Below are 373 nucleotides of genomic sequence, written 5' to 3'. Positions count from 1 at the left end.
CCGTTATTCACGGTTCTTTTCACCTTTCCCTCACGGTACTGGTTCACTATCGGTCTCTCAGGAGTATTTAGCCTTACCGGATGGTCCCGGCAGTTTCAGACAGGGTTCCACGTGCCCCGCCCTACTCAGGATACTGCTATCTATTACATTCATTGCCCGTACGGGGCTATCACCCTGTATCGCCCAACTTTCCAGATGGTTCCGGTTCTGTTTGCATAGAATATCGCAGTCCTACAACCCCGGTTATGCCGTAACATAACCGGTTTGGGCTGCTCCGCGTTCGCTCGCCACTACTTACGGAATCACTTTTGTTTTCTTCTCCTCCGCCTACTTAGATGTTTCAGTTCAGCGGGTTTGCTTCCTTGCGGATACT

General features: G+C 50.9%; 1 rRNA gene. It reads right to left on the bottom strand.

What is annotated here, in order from left to right:
* Positions 1-373: ribosomal RNA gene (locus KJK34_RS15155) — 23S ribosomal RNA — on the bottom strand; the annotation flags it as partial.

Source organism: Flavobacterium coralii (assembly GCF_019891545.1).
GTDB lineage: Bacteria > Bacteroidota > Bacteroidia > Flavobacteriales > Flavobacteriaceae > Flavobacterium > Flavobacterium coralii.
Note: the sequence above shows the minus strand (reverse complement) of the source record. Positions and strands in the feature narration are given on the sequence as shown.